Source organism: Actinospineispora acaciae DSM 45401 (genome assembly GCF_000620785.1).
Lineage (GTDB): Bacteria > Actinomycetota > Actinomycetes > Mycobacteriales > Pseudonocardiaceae > Pseudonocardia > Pseudonocardia acaciae.
The window spans coordinates 1,203,556-1,218,603 of the sequence record NZ_JIAI01000001.1 but is presented as its reverse complement, the minus strand read 5'-3'; the positions used below and the strand labels follow the sequence as shown (position 1 = coordinate 1,218,603).

Here is a 15,048-nt window from a genome sequence, read left to right as displayed (position 1 = left end):
CATGCGGGTTCGGCTGTCCATCGGTGACTTCTCCCGGATGACCCACCTGAGCGTGAAGGCGTTGCGGCACTACCACGACGTGGGGGTGTTGGTGCCCGACGAGGTCGACCCCGCGTCGGGGTACCGCTTCTACGGGCCGGGGCAGGTGCCGATCGCGCAGGTGATCCGCCGGTTCCGGGATCTCGGCATGCCGCTGGAGGAGATCCGCCAGGTGTTGCGGACCGATGACGTGGATGCTCGCCAGAAGCTGATCGCCGCGCACCTGCGCCGGATGCGCGAACAGCTCGCCGAGACACGCTCGATCGTCATGTCATTGCGTTCGCTGTTGGAGCGCCCGCCCGCGTCGATCGCCGTCGAGCACCGGTCGGTGGGCCCGATCCGTGCCGCGGCGATCGCCGAGCGGGTGTCGGCGGCGGAGCTGGGGGAGTGGTGGGACGCGGCGTTTCGAGCCCTGGAGACGGCCGCCGGTCATCAGGCCGCCGGGCCTCGGGGCGCGTTGTTCTCGGCCGAGTATTTCGAGCTGGGGGTCGGTGAGGTGGTTGCCTACCGCCCGGTCGCGGGTGAGGTCGGCGGCGACGGTCGGGTCGGCGTGACCGAGATTCCCTCGGCGGAGCTGGCGGTGGCCGTGCACCTGGGCAGCCAGGCCGACCTCGACCGGGCCTACGGCGCGCTGGGAACCTATGTGGCGGAGCGGGAGATCGGTGTCGCCGGGCCGATCCGCGAGGTGTACCTGGTGTCCGGGTTCGACACCGACGACGAGGCCCGCCACGTGACCGAGGTGTGCTGGCCGGTGTTCCGGCTGAACGGTTGACCCTCCGGTAACGGGAGGCTCGACGGTGGGGCGCGTGGACCGACCGCGACTGCCCGGCACGCTGTGGTGCGTGGTGCTCGGGATCTTCGTGAACTACCTCGGCTACGGCGCCGTGCTCCCTTTCGAGATCATCTACCTGCACGACGGTCGCGGCTTCGGCCTGGGGACCGCCGGTGTGGTCGTCGGGTTGGTCACCGGGGTGGCGGTCGCGAGCGTGCCGCTGGCCGGCCCGCTGATCGACCGCTTCGGGGCACGTGCGGTCGCCTCCGGCGCCGGGGTGGCCCTGGCCGCCGGGTACGCGGGCCTGGCGTTGGCCACCTCGCCAGGGCCCGCGCTCGTGGCCGCCGCGGTCGCAGGCGCGGGGAACGGCGCGCTCAACCCGAGCCAGTCGACCCTCGTGACCACGCTCGCCCCGGCGCGGCTGCGGCATCGGGCCACCGCCGTCTCCCGGGTCGCCGGCAACGTGGGCATCGGGATCGGTGGTGGTGTCGGGGGGCTGGTGGCGGCCACCGGCCTGCCCGGGTTCGTGGCCCTGTTCCTGGCCAACAGCCTCAGCTACCTGGCGTTCGCGGGCATCCTGGTCGCCGTGGTCCCGGCGGACGCGCGCGCGGAGCCGGTCGCCGGCGGGTACCGGGTCGTCGTTCGGGACCGGGCGTTCGTCCGGCTCGCGCTGCTCAACGTGGCGCTGATCTCCGTCGGCTGGGGTGTCTTCACCTGGCTGCTCCCGCCGTTCGCCGGCGCCGAGCTCGGCCTGCGCCCGGAGTTGATCGGGTTGCTGCTGCTCGCCAACGCCGCCACCGTCGCGGTGGCCCAGGTGCCCATCGCCAGGATCGCCGAGGGCCGCCGGCGGGCCGTGCTGATGGCCGTGGCGGCCTGGCTGTTCGCCGCGGCGTGCCTGCTCGTGCTGGTCGGCGCGTACCCCGCGCTGCTCGCCGCCGTCATCGCGGTGGGCGTCGGCGAGTGCTGCCACACCACCGTCCTGATGCCGCTGGTCGCCGATCTCGCCCCGGACGGCCTGCGTGGGCGGTACATGGCCGCGATGGGCCTGTCCTGGTGGGTCGGCCTGGCGATCGCGCCGGCGCTGGGCGCGACCCTACTTGGTGTCGCACCCGAGGCGGTGTTCCTGACCGCGGCGGGAACCTCGCTCGCGGCCGGCGCCTACGCCATGCTGCTGGAGCGCCGGCTGCCCGCCGCGACCCGGCTGACCCCGGCGTGAACCGGCGTCAGGTCCTCGGCCGGCAGGCGTTCGCGTCGGTGATGAACCGTTCGATGGTCCGGCGCAGCCAGACCCGCACGCCGCCGATGTGCCCGTCCGGCTCCGGCAGGTCGTCGACGGCCGTCACGGCGACGGCCTCGGGCAGCAGCGTCCGCAGCAGTTCGACGGCGTCATCGAGCGTCACCAGGTCCTGGACCTGCCCGGGAGGCGTCCAGCCCTCGGCCACTAGCTCGGCCGCGGTCTCACTGTCCATTCCATGCGCGGTCCCGCCGCTAGGAGACGTGCCAGACAACTCGGGTTCTGCTCCTAGTCGAGACGTACTACGTGTGACTCACGACGCTAGCGAGGCGGAAGTGGCACGGGGAATACGTCATCTGACCCATCCCGTCACCCCAGGGTGACGAGTCCGTGCGTCACCGCCAGCACGGCCGCCGAGGTCCGAGACGTGCATCCGAGCTTCTCCAGGACGTGCTCGACGTGCTTGGCCACCGTCTTGGTCGACACGAACAGACCCGCCGCGATCTCCGGGTTGGACCGGCCGGCGCACAGCGCGGTGAGGACGTCCAGCTCGCGCGCGCTGAGCCCGCACGGAAGCGGGCACTCCCGCTCGATCACCAGCACGCCGCCGCCGACGGTCGTCGTGTCGATCCGGTGCCAACCGCCCTCCCCGTCGACCCACCGGAACCGCGAGGGCAGCTCGCCGCGCCGCACGGCGTTCGCGACGGCCGTGACCAGCGCCCGTCCTGGCTCAAGGTGCGGCCCGGGGTCCCGGCCGGCGACGGGGGTCACCGACGCGTCCTCGGTCACGATCGCGGCGTGTACGCCCGCGCCCGCCGCGAGCAACGCGCGCAACGCCGGGCGCAGCAGGTCGCCGAAGCCACCGAGCAGTTTCTGCAACCGGACCATGTCCGTGATGTCACCCGGGAACCTCGCCTCGTCCGTGCTCAGATGCAGGTTCCCCGTATAACGGTGGTCGCCACGGGTGTGCATGCAGATCGTCACGCCCTCGCGGTATCCGTCCGGGAGAAACACCTCCCGCGCGGAATACATGTAGCGATACTCGAAAGGCGCGTCGGACCAGCGAAGCGGAGTCTGGTTCACGGTACGCATGTAATGGTAGGCGGCGTCGTTGGCAATGAACCACGTGTCCAGGTGGTCCACCACCCGGTCGCTGTAGCCGGCGCGCGCGATCGTCCGGTGGCCGCCCTCGACCGGGTCGAACACCGACAGGCTCGCCGCCGCGTACGGCACGACACGGTGGATCAGCCTCAGCACCTCGTCCGGGGCGCCGGGTTCCTCGGCGGCGGACGAGCCGAGCAGTGCACCGATCTCCAGGAGTGCGTCGACGTTCGTACCCGCGGCGACCATCTTGCCTCTCTTCACGACTGCCCATACCGGCCACAGGAGCCACACAGCATCGTCGTCCACGCTCGTCGGCCGGCCGACCTCGGGGGGATGCCCGCCGCTACGCCCGCCGGGTCGTGCTCGCCCTGACGATCAGCTCGCCAGGGATGACCCTGGTCGACGCCGTGCGATCGCCCTCCACCCGGGCGAGCAGCAGCTCCGCCGCCGCGCCGCCGCGCAGCTCCGGACGCAGGTCCAGCGCGGTGATCGGCGGGTCGTGCTGTACCAACGGGTGGCTGTCGACGCCGCTGGCGATGAGCAGCTCCCCGGGCACCCGGACGCCCAGCTCGCGGGCGGCCCTGGCCGCGGCGGCGGCCTGGTGCTCGGCCAGGGCGAGGATCGCGTCGGGTCGACGCGGGCTCCGCAGCAGCGCGCTGGCCCGGTCGTGCGCGCTGCGCTCGAGGTCGCTCATGCTCGTCTGCTCGACGATCACGTCACGACCGCGCCGGGACGCCCACTCCGAGTAGGCGTCGGTGGCCTCGGCCGCCCACGCCCAGTCCGGCTCCGGCGCGAGCAGCGCGATCCTTTCCGCGCCGGCCGCCGCGAGGTGGTCGAGCAGCCGCCCGGTGTCGTTGCGATTGTCGCCGGCGACGAACCAGCCCGCGTCCGGCCGGCCCTGGTCCCGCTCAACAGTAACGACCGGTACTCCCCATTCGGCAAATGCGTCGACCCTCGGGTCCGCCCGCCCGGGATCGCAGATGATGGCTCCGTCGGTATTGAGCTGGCGAAGCTCACGCAAGTTTGTCGGCCGGGGCGCCAACAACAGCGAGCAGCCGGCCAGGAATGCGCGCTGCGCGGCGCCGATCGCCAGGCGCATGTAGTAGTCGAGGCTCAGCATCTCGATGTCCGCCGGGTCCGAACCGGTCGCCGGCACCATCAGCGTGATCGTCCCGGAGCGGCCGCCGCGCAGGGCGCGCGCCGCCGCGCTGGCCCGGTAGCCCAGCCGCTCGGCGACGTCGACCACGCGCCGCCGGGTCGCCGGGTCGACCTCGCCCTTGTCGTTGAGCGCGTGCGACACCGTGGTGATCGAGACGCCCGCCTCGTTGGCGACCTCCCGGATCGTGACGCGCTGGGCAGCCATGGCCGAACCCTAGTCGTTCGATGGACGCCCAAAACGTTTTGGGTTACAGTCCGTCGCCATGTCCTGGAACCTTGGCGGCCCCGCGGACCTGGTCGTGCTGGGTGCACGGATCCGGACCCTCGATCCGTCGCTGCCGGCCGCCGAGGCGCTGGCCGCGCGGCGGGGCCGGATCACGGCGGTCGGGGACCGGGCGGAGGTCCGTGCCCAGATCGGCCGGGGCACCGAGGTGCTCGACGGGCGCGGCATGTGCCTCGTCCCTGGCCTGATCGACGCGCACGCGCACCCGGTCTGGGGCGCGGAGCTGGCCGTCGGGGTGGACCTGGGCGAGATCACGGACATGGCCGAGCTGGTGGCCGCGCTGGGCGCGCACGCGCGGCGCCTCGGCCCCGACGAGTGGGTCCGGGGCCGCAACCTGCGCTACGAGGTGTTCGGCGGCCGGCCGATCGACAACGAGGCCATCGACCGCGCCGTGGCCGGGCGCCCCGCGCTGCTGCTCTGTTACGACCTGCACACCGCCGTGGCCACGCCGAGGGCGCTCGCGCTGGCCGGGCTGGACGCGCCCCGGGACTTCGGCGACGCCTCGACAGCGGTGTCCCGGGACGGCGGGCTCACCGGCGAGCTGCGCGAACCGAGCGCCTACCGGCCCGTCCTGGCGGTGGCCGGCGAGCCGGGCGAGGATCCGCCCGCCCGGCGCGTGGCGCGGGTGCTGCGCGACTTCGCCCGCGCCGGCCTGACCGGCGCGCACGTGATGGACGGCACGGAGTCGACGCTGCGGCTGCTGCGCGAGCTGGAACGGTCCGGCGAGCTGTCCAGCAGGCTGGTCGTGGCCCTGTGGCAGGAACCGGCGGCCAGCGACGAGGACATCGCCCGCGCCGTGGACCTGTCGCGCGAGCACGGCAGGCGCTGGCGCTGCGGCATGGTGAAGCTGTTCGTCGACGGCGTGGTGGAGACCGGGACGGCCTGGCTGGCCGAGCGGGACTGTTGCGGCGGCGGCCGCGCCTCGTTCTGGCCCGACCCGGCGCGCTACCGCGAGGTGGTCGGGAGGTTCGCCTCGGCCGGGATCGCATGCGCCTCGCACGCCATCGGCGACCGGGCGGTGCGGGCCGCCCTGGACGCCTACGAGGCCGCCCCGGTCGGCAGCCCGGACCGAGACCGAGCACCGCATCGCATCGAGCACCTTGAGATCGTCGCCGACGACGACATCGAGCGGCTCGCGGCCGACGGCCTGGCGCTGTCGATGCAGCCGGTCTACCTGCGCTACCGAGCGGCCGACGGCCGCGACCCCTGGACCTCGCGGCTGCACCCGCACCAGGTCACCCGAGGGTTCCGGCTCGGCGAGATGCTCGCGGCCGGCGCGCGGATCGCGCTCGGCTCCGACTGGCCGGTCGCCCCCTTCGACCCCCGTCTCGGCATGGCGTGGGCCCGCCTGCGGCGCCCGCCCGGTGTGCCGGACGCACCGGTCCTCGAACCCGAACAGCGGCTCACCGGGCTGCAGGCGCTGCACGGCTACACGACGGCCGCAGCCGCCGCGGCGGGGGAGACCCGGCTCGGCCGCATCGTCGTCGGCCACCGCGCCGACCTCACCGGCTTCGCCGCCGACCCGGTACTGACCGGCGCGGACGAGCTGGTCGACCTACCGGTCCGGCTGACCGTTGTGGACGGCGAGGTCGTCCACCACAGCGACTGAGAAACCGAGGTGCGAGATGACCCCCAGCGATGTGGATCAGACCCCGACAACGCGACTCCGACGCGGTTCCATCGGCATGTGGGACCTGGTCTTCTTCGTGGTGGCCGCGGCGGCGCCGCTGTCGGTGATGTCCGGCGTCGCGCCGCTGGCCATCCAGTTCGGCGGCATCGGCGCCCCGGCCGGCTACCTGGTCGCCGGGCTGGTGTTCGTGATCTTCGCCGTCGGCTTCACCGCGATGAGCCGGCAGGTGCCCGACGCGGGGGCGTTCTACGCCTACATCGGCGTCGGGCTCAACCGGAGGATGGGCGCCGGCGCGGCGGTAGTCGCGGTGGTCTCCTACAACGCGATAGCCATCGGCTTCCTCCCCGCGGTCGGGGTGTTCGCCCAGGCCACGCTCGCGGACATGCTCCATGTCGACGTCGCGTGGTACTGGTGCGCCGCCGTCGCCCTGGTCGTCGTCGGGTTCCTCGGGTACAACCGGATCTCGCTGAGCGCGAAGGTGCTCGGCGTGTTCCTCGTCCTGGAGGTGCTGGTCCTCCTGGTGCTCGCCGTTCCGGTGATCGTCCAGGGTGGGGCCGAGGGGCTGAGCGCGCTCAGCTTCGAGCCGTCCCAGCTTGTCGGGCCGGGCACCGGCGCGCTGTTCGTGCTGTCGTTCGGGGCGTTCCTCGGCTTCGAGTCCACCGCCATCTACAGCGAGGAGGCCCGCGACCCGGTTCGGACGGTGCGGCGCGCCACGTTCGCGGCGGTCGGCTTCATGGCGGTCTTCTACGCACTCATCGTCTGGTCGGTGCTCATGGCGTTCGGCCCGGAACGGGCGCTCGCGGAGGCGGTCGCCGACCCCACCGGGATGTTCTTCACCGCGATGAGCCGCTGGGTCGGGACGCCGGCCACCGACGCCATGCACGTCCTGATCGTGGTCAGCGCGCTGGCCTGCACGCTCGCCTTCCACAACGCCTCGGCGCGGTACCTGTTCGTGCTCGGCAGGTCGGGCCTGCTGCCGTCCTGGTTGGGGCGGGCACGGGCCGGGAAGGGCGGTCCCGCGAACGCCAGCCTGGCCCAGACCGTGTTGACGGCCCTCGTGGTCGCCGTGCTCAGCGCGGCGGGGCTGAAACCCTACGAGCAGACGTTCCTCTGGCTCAACGGCATCGGGATCGTCGGCGTCATCGCGCTGCAGGCCGTGTGCTCGCTGGCCGTCGTCGCCTACTTCCGCCGCCGGCGCGGGCTGGTGCACCCGCTCCAGGGCCTGGTCGCGCCGACGGCCTCCGGGCTCGCCCTCGCCGCCGTCGTCGTCCTCATCCTGCGCAACTTCGAGCTGCTCACACAGGCCGGGCCGCTGGTCAACGTGCTGCTCCTGCTGCCGTTGCCCCTGGCGTTCGCATACGGCGCGCTGCGCGCCGGACGGAGGTGATCCCGTGAGACACATCGTTCCGGCCGGTGGCGGCCTGGCGGTGCCGCTGGCGAAGGGTCAGGTGCTGCGCGTGGTCAACACCCACGGCGGCCAGGTCGTCGACCTCTGGGCGTTCGCCCGCGCCGGCGGCGACGAGCACCTCTCCATGGGGCACTGCCGTGAGCTGCTACAACGGGTGTACTTCGCCCCCGGAGACCGGTTGGTGACGAACAGGTACCGCGCGGCGCTCACGTTCACCGCCGACACCTCACCCGGCCTGCACGACACGCTGATCGCGGCCTGCAGCCCCGCCATGTACGCGCACCTGGGAGCCGACCCCGCGCACCGAAGCTGCACCGCGAACCTGGAGGAGTCGCTGAACCGCCCGCTGCCGTTCGTGCCACAGCCCTGGAACCTGTTCATGGTCGCCCGCCTCGACGACCGAGGGCGGATCGAGTACGAACGCCCGGTGTCACGGCCCGGTGACCACGTCGAACTCCGCGCCGAGATGGACCTGCTCGTCGGCCTGTCCTCGTGCCCGGACGACGTGTATCCCACCAACGGCGGCGACGGAAGCCCCCGGGACGTGGCGGTCGAGGTCGTGCGCCTCTAAGAGGGTTGTTCACGCTCCTGGCGCGAGGGCGGGCCGGAGGCTCGTCCGAGCGGCTGGATCAGGCGGTTTGATCGCCGGAGGCGATTCGTGAACAACGCTCTGAGCAATGCTGCTAGTCCACACGCAGGCCGTGGGCGGCGGCGAAGGCCACGGCGGTGGCCAGGTCGACCCGGGCGCCGGCGAGCTTGGCCTGGACCAGCGCGTGGGCGTCGATGCGGGCGCCGCGCAGGTCGGCGTCGTGAAGGGTGGCGTTCAGCAGCCGGGCGCCGGTCAGGTCGGCGTCGGTGAGGTTCGCGCCGCGCAGGTTGCTGTCGGTAAGGTTGGCCTCGCGCAGGTGCAGACCGGTCATGTCGACCTTGCAGAGGTCGGCGCCGCCGAGCGCGGCCAGGGTCAGGTCCGTCTCGCGCACGGTCAGCGGGCGCAGCCGGCACTCGACGAGCGTCGAGCCGAGCAGGCTGCAGTTCTCCAGCGTGGCCCCGGCCAGCGGGCCCGGTAGAAGACGCACGAACGGAACGCGGTAGTGGTGTGGCGCGACTCGCCGATGTCGGCCCGGGTGAAGTCGCAGCGGGTGAACGTGCAGCCGACCGTGACCAGCCCGCGCAGGTCGGCCTCGGTGAAGTCGCAGTCCTCGAAGGCCCTGCGCTGCCAGTGCTGTCCGCCGAGCCGCGCGTCGGTGAAGTCCTCGCCGACGACACTCTCCATCTCGTCCGTGCCCACCGCGCGATTCTGTCGCACACCCCCGACTCGACAGCACCGGCGGCCCGGGCATACCGTGGCCGAGGCGCGATTCCAAGGTGCGGCGGTGACAGCCCGCCGGTTCCTCCCCGCGAGGAACGATCCGGCGCGATTCCGGAGCCACGCGGTGACACCCCGCCCCTTCTCGGACCCGATGTGGGTCCCTGCCCTCCTCAGCGGATGAAGGGTGCCGGGCATGTACACGGGGAACATCGACGAGATCGGGCTGATCGAGTCCGCCGACGGCGACCGGGTGGTCGTTCGCGCCGCCAAGTCCTCGGGGCGGCTGGTCCCGGGCGGCTCGTTGAGCGTCGCGGGCGTCTGCGTCACCGCCGAGCGGCTGGACCAGGACCTGGTCACCGCGTCGGTCAGCACCGAGACGCGGCGGCGGAGCACCTTCGACGACGTGCTGGTCCCCGGCCGCCGGGTGAACCTGGAGACCCCGCTCGCGGTCGGTGACCCGCTGGACGGGCATCTGGTGCAGGGCCACGTCGACGCCGTCGGGAAGATCGTCGGGGTGGACGACCTCGGGGCGGGGCGGCGGCTGTGGATCCGGCCCCCGGCCCGGTTCGTCCCGCTGGTGACGCCCAAGGGCTCGATCGCGGTGGACGGGGTCAGCCTGACCGTCGCCGAGGTGATCAAGGACAGGTTCTCGGTGGCGTTGATCCCGTCCACGCTGGCCGAGACGACGCTGTCGGACCTGGCGGTGGGGGACCGGGTCAACCTGGAGTCCGACCTGGTCGCCCGGCTGGCCGGCGACCGGGCCGCGACGGCCGGCGCGCGGGTCGCCGGGGCGGTCTCGGCGCTGGGCTGGGCCGGGCACGTCTCCGGGCGGATCGGCGTGGAGAAGGTGGTCAGGCAGCTCGCGGCGGGCGGCGCGGTGGTGGTCTGGGACGGCGACCGCGAGGTCGAGGGCGACGTCATCTTCGCCGGCGCCGAGCTGCGTCCCGCCGCGTTCACCTTCCTGCTCACCGAGGTGTACGGCTACCCGTGCGTGCCGTGCGCGCCGGAGGTCCTGGAACGGCTGGAGATCCCGGCCCTGCCCGGCCGAGGCGACCGCCAGGGCACCGCGTTCCACGCCCCCGTGGACCTGGCCTCGGTCGATCACAGCCCGGCGACCGGCACCGGCGTCAGCGCCGCCGAACGCGCCGCCACCGTCCGGCGCCTCGCCCGGCCCGACGCGCGCCCGGCCGAGTTCACCTCGCCCGGCCACGTCATCCCGGTCGCCGCCCGCCCCGGCCTCCTTGCCGAGCGGGCCGGCCACACCGAGTCCACGGTGGCGCTGTGTCGGGCGGCCGGCCTGGCGCCGGTCGGCGTGTGCTGCGAGGTGATGAACACCGACGGCACCATGGCCGACGCCGCCGACCTGGAGGCCTCCGCGCTGCGCTGGGGCCTGCCCATGATCGACGTGCGCGACCTGCGCACCTTCCTCTGAACGGGTGGCGTCAGCGGGACAGCCGCTCGGCGGCCTCACGAGCGGCCCGCCACGCCCGCCAGGCCTGCTCCACGGCCCGAACGTAGGCGTTGGCGGACGCCTCGGCCGGCTCCTGATCCTCGTGCTCGCCGTGCAGTGCCAGTGCCTCGGCGAATGCATCCACGAACCGCCCGGTGGAGGCCACGGTGACGTCGGCGAGCGCCGGAAGCCGCAGCACCGCCGACGGATCGCACTCGTAACCGGCGTACTCGTCGCGGAGCTCGCGGAACCGCTGCCTGGCCGCCCGCCACTCGGCAAGCCAGTCCGGCGGGCTCGGACGCGGTATTCGCCGACGACGAATACGGTCGGCCAGCAGTTCGAAGAAGATGAATATGGCGATCATCCCGGCCAGCACCACGAGCTGACCGCCCACGAACACCAGCAGCAAGAGGAATCCGCCCATCACAGCACCGCGTCCTCCGGTCCGATCGGGACGTCGCGGCCCCAACCATGCCGCGCGGAGCTCGGGACCGGTCCCGGATGCCGTCCTCCCTCAGCCCGGCATCGAGGCCCCTTTGGACACGCGTCCGAGATAGTCACGAACCGTCTGTACGGACTCGGTGATGACGCCGATGTAGCCGTCCGGCCGGACCAGCACCAGCGCGGAACCGGCCACGTCGTACGCCTCGGACCTGGCCACCCGTACCACCGGCAGGTCGAACCCGTCGGCCGCCGCGCCGCCGAACGCGAGCAGCGTGAAGTGCGGCCCCCGGAACACGTCGAAGAGCCGCCTGCCGTCCTCCAGCGGAGCGTCGGGCGCGCGGTCGCCGGCCCGGAGCCGCCCCGGCTCGGCCCGATCGTCCACGGCGAGCGGGCCACCCCGGTAGGTGACGTCGAGCTGGTGGATCGCGGGCGTCGGGTCCGTGGAGGGGAGGAAGTCGCGGCGGTGCATCTCGGTGGTCATGCCGAGCACGTGGGCGGCGACCGGCATCCGCTCGGCCTCGTAGGTGTCGAGCAGCTCGTCGGGGGCGCCGGCGAGCACGGCGGCGAGCTTCCAGCCCAGGTTGTAGCCGTCCTGCACGCTGGTGTTGAGCCCCTGCCCGCTGGCCGAGGAGTGCACGTGGGCGGCGTCCCCGGCGAGGAACACCCGCCCGACCCGGAACCGGTCGACCATCCTGACGTTCACCTGGTACAGCGAGATCCAGCGCAGGTCGTGCAGCCGGATGTCGTCGCGGCCGGAACGCTGGACCATCAGCTCCTGGACGCCCGCCAAGGTCAGCGGCGGCACCTGGTCGGTGGGCATGGTCGCGACGAACTGGTAGTAGGGGCTGTTCGGCAGGTTCCACAGCCCGAACCGCTCGGACAGGTCGCCGGCCCTGGTCAGCATGTGGCAGAAGACGCCGTCGAGGCCCTCGGCCCGCACGTCCCCGATCAGCGTCCGCTCGGTCTCGAAGGTCTCGCCGGCGAAGCCCACCCCGAGCGCCTTGCGCACCGCGCTGCGCCCGCCGTCCGCGCCCACCAGGTAGTCCGCGCGCTCCCGCCGCTCGACACCGCCGCGCACCACCGTGACCGTCACCCCGTCCGCGTCCTGCTCGAAGCCGGTGACCTCGGCCCCGAACTCCACGGACCCGCCCAGCTCGACCAGCCGGTCCCGCAGGATCTCGTCGGTGCGCCACTGCGGCAGCAGCCAGATGCTCGGATACGGCACGTCCGGACCGCTGGGCAGCTCGGCGCCGAGCATCTCGGCGAGCGTGCGCTCGGCGACGATCTCGCGGCCGGAGTACATCCGGAAGGACGGGAACGGCATCCCGCCCGCGCGCACCGCGTCCCCGACCCCGAGGTCGTCGAAGACCTCCTGGGTACGCGGGGACAGGCCCTTGCCCCGGGATCCGGGGAAGAGCCCCGGCGCCTTGTCCAGGACCCGGCACGGCACCCCTCGGCGAGCCAGCTCGCAGGCCAGCGTGAGGCCCGTGGGCCCCGCCCCGGCAACGATCACCGTCACGACTTCCCCTTCTCGATCAGGACCATCAGCACGTCGTCGACCAGCCGATCGACGAACGCGTCGTCCAACGAAACCCTGAGCCGCAGCCGGTGGACGATCATCGCCTCGGCCACGTCGTGCACCAGCTCGCCGTCCACCTCCCGGCGAACCTCACCCCGCTCGACCGCGCGGGCGAGCGGGGCGTGGAACGGCGAGAGCTCCTCGTCGGCGAGGTGGCGGCGCAGGGCGGCGGCCAGCTCGGCGTCGTGCTCCATCAACCGCAGCATCTCGACCGCCACGTCCGGCGGGAACTCGCGCGCCTTGCGCCGCAGCATCTCCAGCACCGCGACCAGGTCACCGCGCAGCGAGCCGGTGTCGGGCACCTCGTCGTTGAAGGCCGCGTCGTGCGCGTCCAGCGCCGCCTCGACCAGCTCGGCCTTGTTGCGCCAGCGCCGGTAGATCGTGGCCTTGCTGGCGTGCGCCTCGGCCGCCACCGCGTCGATCGTCAACGCCTCGTACCCACCGCCCGCGAGCAGCCGCATCGCGGCACCGAGGATCGCGTCCTCCCGCTCCTTACCCCGTGCGATCACGTCCGTAAGTGTACGGTACGCGTACCGTACACATCGCCGCCGCATACCTACCTGGGGTTCCGCACACTCCAGACCATGCGCGACATCCCAACAAGCTATGCGGCGCCCGAAAAACATCGCGTATAGCGATCGAATCGATCGAGAACTATCGCTTTTTCTTTATGACTGTGCTGCTTAGCGTCTCGGTCATGACTTCCACACTTTCCCGGCCGCGCCTGCGCCTGCCGGGTCTGATCGGGGCACTGGCGACGGTGCACTTCGTGAGCCGGGCCGGCGGGTTCGCCCAGACGTTCCTCGTGCTGTACCTGACGCAGGACCGGCAGCTCTCGCCGGCGACCGCCGGTGCGGTGGCCGCCGCGGTGGGCGCCGGCACGGCGGGGTCGCTGTTGCTCGGTGGCTGGTTGAGCGACCGGATCGGCCGCCGGCACACGATGCTGGCCGGGTTCCTGGGGACCGCGTTCGCGCTGGTGGCGCTCGGCTCGGCGGACACGCTGCCGGCGATCGTGGCGTCGGCGGTCGGGGTCGGCCTGGTCTCGGAGTTGGCCCGGCCGGCGGGGACGGCCTCGGTGGCGGACCTGCCGGGCGCGCGGGAGCGAATGCGCGCCTTCGGGCTGCTGTTCTGGGCGACCAACCTGGGCTTCTCCGTCTCCGCGATCATGGGTGGGGTTCTGGTCCGCTACGGCTACGGGCTGCTGTTCTGGCTCAACGCCGCCGCCTCGGCCGGCGCGGCGCTGGTCGTGTGGCTGCGGGTGCCCGAGACCCGGCCGGCGGCATCGGGGGCGAGCAGGCGGGCGCTGCTGCCGGTCGTGCTCCACGACCGCCTGCTGATCACCACGGCGTTGATCTTCGTGGCGTACTTCTCGCTGTTCTTCCAGGCGTTCTCGACGCTCCCGCTGGCCATGACGGCCGACGGGCTGCCCTCGGCGATGTACGGGACGATCCTGGCCGTCAACGGGGTCGTGATCCTCATCGCCCAGCCGCTTGCGGTGCGGCTGCTCGCCGGCCGCGACAAGTACGTGGTGCTGGGTGCCTCGATGCTCCTGGTCGGGCTGGGGTTCGGGCTGGGAGCTGTCGTGCACGGCGGCGTGGGATACGCCGGGGCGGTTCTGGTGTGGACGGCGGGCGAGGTCGGCATCGCCGTGATGTTCGGTGCCATTTTCGCCGACCTGGCTCCGGCCGACCTGCGCGGCGGGTACATGGGGATCGCCGCCACCACCTGGGGCGTGGGCGGTGCGCTCGGGCCGCTGCTCGGCACCGCAGTGCTGGAGCGGGCCGGCGCCACCGCGCTGTGGCTGGGGTGCGCGGCGGTCGGGGTCGCGCTGTTCGCCGTCCTGCGTGCGGCCGCTCCGGCGCTGCGCGTGCGGGCCTCGGTGCGCGGGGGTGACCTGTGATGGCTCCGACGAACCTGCCGACGAGCGTGTCGCGCGAGGTATGGGTGGCCGCCCGCAAGCGGCTGCTCGCCAGGGAGAAGGAGTTCACCCGCGCCCGGGACGAGCTGAACGCCGAACGGCGCAGGCTGCCGATGGTCAGGATCGACAAGGAGTACGTCTTCGAGGGAACGGAGGGGCGGGTCACCCTGGCCGACCTGTTCGACGGGCGCCGGCAGCTGATCGTCTACCACTTCATGTTCGACCCGAGCTGGGACGCGGGCTGCCAGGGGTGTTCCCTGCTGGTCGACAACATCGGCCACCCGGCGCACCTGCACGCCCGGGACACCTCGCTGGTCCTGGTCTCCCGCGCCCCGCTGGCCACGCTCCTGCCGTTCAAGGAACGGATGGGCTGGACGGTGCCCTGGTACTCCTCGTACGGCGGCGACTTCAACTACGACTTCCACGTCACGCTCGACGAGTCGGTGGCCCCCGTCGAGTACAACTACGAACCGCTAGCTGGCAACGAGGCCCACGGCGAAGGGCCCGGTATCAGCGTCTTCCTCCGCGACGGCAGCGACGGCGGGGACGTCTTCCACACCTACTCGACCTACGCGCGGGGTACGGACCTGCTGAACGGCACGTTCAACTACCTCGACCTGACCCCGCTCGGGCGCCAGGAGCCCTGGGAGGAACCGCCCGGGCGCTCCCACCTGCCCGATGGTGTCTGGTGGTGGCGGCTGCACGACGAGTACGAGTAGC

Annotated in this window: 16 protein-coding genes; 8 read left to right on the top strand and 8 right to left on the bottom strand. The window is 72.6% G+C overall.

From position 1 onward, the window contains the following. Nucleotide 1 precedes the first annotated feature (1 nt). Together N912_RS0105935 and N912_RS0105930 are read left to right on the top strand one after the other, a co-directional pair. Nucleotides 2-811 (top strand): MerR family transcriptional regulator, encoded by an 810-nt coding sequence (locus N912_RS0105935; RefSeq protein ID WP_028921721.1) that lies wholly within the window; start codon nt 2-4, stop codon nt 809-811. Between the two features lie 34 nt (nt 812-845). Continuing rightward, nucleotides 846-2,027 carry an MFS transporter gene (locus N912_RS0105930; protein ID WP_037062861.1) on the top strand — a complete coding sequence of 394 codons (1,182 nt, stop codon included), beginning with the start codon at nt 846-848 and terminating at the stop codon, nt 2,025-2,027. A gap of 7 nt (nt 2,028-2,034) precedes the next feature. On the opposite strand, the gene N912_RS0105925 is transcribed toward N912_RS0105930, so the two are convergent. From N912_RS0105925 to N912_RS0105915, 3 genes are all read right to left on the bottom strand, one after another. Continuing rightward, a complete protein-coding gene (locus N912_RS0105925) occupies nt 2,035-2,280 on the bottom strand; it encodes a hypothetical protein (RefSeq protein WP_028921719.1) in 246 nt (81 codons plus the stop codon). Nucleotides 2,281-2,414: 134 nt separating this feature from the next. Continuing rightward, the gene (locus N912_RS0105920; RefSeq protein WP_037063618.1) at nt 2,415-3,395 is read right to left on the bottom strand and encodes a helix-turn-helix transcriptional regulator; all 981 of its coding nucleotides are present in this window, start codon (nt 3,393-3,395) and stop codon (nt 2,415-2,417) included. 97 nt (nt 3,396-3,492) lie between these two features. Continuing rightward, entirely contained in the window at nt 3,493-4,512 is a 1,020-nt protein-coding gene (locus tag N912_RS0105915) for a LacI family DNA-binding transcriptional regulator (protein ID WP_028921717.1), read from the bottom strand. Between the two features lie 58 nt (nt 4,513-4,570). Between N912_RS0105915 and N912_RS0105910 the strand changes: the two genes are divergently transcribed. The 3 genes from N912_RS0105910 (at nt 4,571) to N912_RS0105900 (ending at nt 8,199) form a co-directional block, all read left to right on the top strand. After that, nucleotides 4,571-6,199 (top strand): amidohydrolase, encoded by a 1,629-nt coding sequence (locus N912_RS0105910; protein ID WP_028921716.1) that lies wholly within the window; start codon nt 4,571-4,573, stop codon nt 6,197-6,199. A gap of 76 nt (nt 6,200-6,275) precedes the next feature. Beyond that, nucleotides 6,276-7,607, top strand: a complete 1,332-nt coding sequence (locus N912_RS49750) for an APC family permease (protein WP_211261133.1) — start codon at nt 6,276-6,278, stop codon at nt 7,605-7,607. A 4-nt stretch (nt 7,608-7,611) separates the two neighbouring features. Beyond that, a complete protein-coding gene (locus N912_RS0105900; protein WP_156993191.1) occupies nt 7,612-8,199 on the top strand; it encodes a DUF1989 domain-containing protein in 588 nt (195 codons plus the stop codon). 112 nt (nt 8,200-8,311) lie between these two features. On the opposite strand, the gene N912_RS49745 is transcribed toward N912_RS0105900, so the two are convergent. Both N912_RS49745 and N912_RS66755 read right to left on the bottom strand, forming a co-directional pair. After that, complete coding sequence (locus tag N912_RS49745) at nt 8,312-8,704, bottom strand: pentapeptide repeat-containing protein (protein ID WP_342670830.1); 393 nt, start codon at nt 8,702-8,704, stop codon at nt 8,312-8,314. Continuing rightward, entirely contained in the window at nt 8,611-8,916 is a 306-nt protein-coding gene (locus N912_RS66755; RefSeq protein WP_342670829.1) for a pentapeptide repeat-containing protein, read from the bottom strand. Before N912_RS66755 ends, N912_RS49745 begins: the two co-directional genes overlap by 94 nt. A gap of 214 nt (nt 8,917-9,130) precedes the next feature. Here N912_RS66755 and N912_RS0105890 point away from each other — a divergent pair, with 214 nt between their 5' ends. Then, nucleotides 9,131-10,369: a riboflavin synthase gene (locus N912_RS0105890; RefSeq protein ID WP_028921714.1), complete on the top strand. Its 1,239-nt coding sequence runs from the start codon at nt 9,131-9,133 to the stop codon at nt 10,367-10,369. A gap of 10 nt (nt 10,370-10,379) precedes the next feature. Here the strand turns inward: N912_RS0105890 and N912_RS0105885 are convergent, their stop codons facing one another. The 3 genes from N912_RS0105885 to N912_RS0105875 form a co-directional block, all read right to left on the bottom strand. Then, complete coding sequence (locus tag N912_RS0105885; protein WP_028921713.1) at nt 10,380-10,811, bottom strand: hypothetical protein; 432 nt, start codon at nt 10,809-10,811, stop codon at nt 10,380-10,382. Between the two features lie 90 nt (nt 10,812-10,901). Beyond that, entirely contained in the window at nt 10,902-12,350 is a 1,449-nt protein-coding gene (locus tag N912_RS0105880; protein ID WP_028921712.1) for an FAD-dependent monooxygenase, read from the bottom strand. Next, complete coding sequence (locus N912_RS0105875) at nt 12,347-12,919, bottom strand: TetR/AcrR family transcriptional regulator (protein ID WP_028921711.1); 573 nt, start codon at nt 12,917-12,919, stop codon at nt 12,347-12,349. The genes N912_RS0105880 and N912_RS0105875 overlap by 4 nt, the downstream gene beginning before the upstream one ends. Nucleotides 12,920-13,107: 188 nt before the next feature. Between N912_RS0105875 and N912_RS0105870 the strand changes: the two genes are divergently transcribed. Further along, complete coding sequence (locus N912_RS0105870; protein WP_037063614.1) at nt 13,108-14,310, top strand: MFS transporter; 1,203 nt, start codon at nt 13,108-13,110, stop codon at nt 14,308-14,310. Further along, nucleotides 14,310-15,047, top strand: a complete 738-nt coding sequence (locus tag N912_RS0105865) for a DUF899 domain-containing protein (protein ID WP_028921709.1) — start codon at nt 14,310-14,312, stop codon at nt 15,045-15,047. Before N912_RS0105870 ends, N912_RS0105865 begins: the two co-directional genes overlap by 1 nt. The last annotated feature ends 1 nt before the right edge of the window (nt 15,048 follow it).